Annotated in this window: 1 protein-coding gene; it reads right to left on the minus strand. The window is 43.8% G+C overall.

Translation table 11 applies throughout. The annotated features are described in order from the left end of the window. Positions 1 to 1,049: tetratricopeptide repeat protein (locus QUA47_RS27770; protein ID WP_333433146.1), on the minus strand; the 1,049-nt coding region annotated here is incomplete at its 3' end. Between the last annotated feature and the right edge of the window lie 408 nt (positions 1,050 to 1,457).

Consider the following 1,457-nt stretch of genomic DNA (forward strand, 5'->3'; position numbering starts at 1 on the left):
GAACCGTTGATTCTGTCACTGTAGGCAAGGGCTAGGTTATTTTGAGTCATTGCCCAATCTTGGGGGAAATCCTCAAGAGTACGAACAGTTAAAGCAGCTTGAAAAAACTCGAGCGCCCTTTCCAGATTATCAGCCCGCGAACCGTTGATTCTGTCACTGTAGGCAAGGGCTAGGTTATTTTGAGTCATTGCCCAATCTTGGGGGAAATCCTCAAGCTTATAAACAGTTAAAGCAGCTTGAAAAAACTCGAGCGCCCTTTCCAGATTATCAGCCCGCGAACCGTTGATTCTGTATAAGTAGGCAACGGCTAGGTTATTTTGAGTCATTGCCCATTTTTCGGGGAAATCCTCAAGCTTATAAACAGTTAAAGCAGCTTGATAAAACTCGAGCGCCCTTTCCAGATTATCAGCCCGCGAACCGTTGATTCTGTTACTGTAGGCAATAGCTAGGTTATTTTGAGTTTGAGCATATTTTTCGCTGCCAGGTTCCCGATTATTTAAAACTATTTGATAACCAGTAATGGCAATTTCAAGATTATTCAATCTACTGCCAAGGGGAAAGTCATTAATATGAATACTCAAATTTTCAATGTGGGCAACAATCAACTCAATTGCTTCTTGGTGTTCGCCAATAAAATTCTGGGTCACTTGCTGTAAAATCTCGGCAAAACAACTATTAAGGAGATGTTGCCGCCCGGCCAGCATGGGGTAAATTACTTTAATATCGCTGTTGCTATCTTGTTCTGCTTGCAATAAGTCTAGGATAAAGTTTGCATACTCTTGGGGATTTTCACCTTCAGAGTTATCGCTATCTCCGTCATCATTCATCCCCAAGAAGTCCCCTAGCTGACTGGCAAAATTCCGTAAAAAATTAGCCTGATTTTCCTGTCCTTCCTCTGCCAGGTTTTCTGCTACTACCTCGCAAACTTGCAGAAACCCCGAATCTACCAATTCTAAGTTAGCCTGTAAAATCTGCGGTTCCTCACCGTTGGGGCAATTCACGAGTGTCTCAATCAATTGCAGATAAGCTTGGGCGCGGGTTTCTTCCATTGTGGGGAGTTGTCAGTAACACGGATGTTTATTTACCATGATTCGTCGATGGGTGGTCAGCAACCGGATTTTTTCGAGAATATTTGGTTACAGGCGAAGAGATGGGAAAAAACCCGGTTTCTAAAGTTTGTGCGCGGGTGGCAAAAAACCGGGTTTTTGCGAGAATATTTCGTTACAGGCGAAGAGAGATCGATCGCCAATGCTTCCATTTTGCTGTTAGGCTTTCGGCGGTGTTCGATTCGTTGAGTCTGTATCTGAAGATGCGATTTTAGTTGGGGCGACTACGAACACCATATTTTGTAGGGGCGGGTTCACCAACAATATCTAACAATTACCAACCATCTAGATAAACCCGCCCCCACATCACCAATAACCCACATCAACCTGGAGCCTGATGATTGTTGGTTG

This window comes from Microcoleus sp. MON2_D5 (genome assembly GCF_036701905.1).
GTDB lineage: Bacteria > Cyanobacteriota > Cyanobacteriia > Cyanobacteriales > Microcoleaceae > Microcoleus.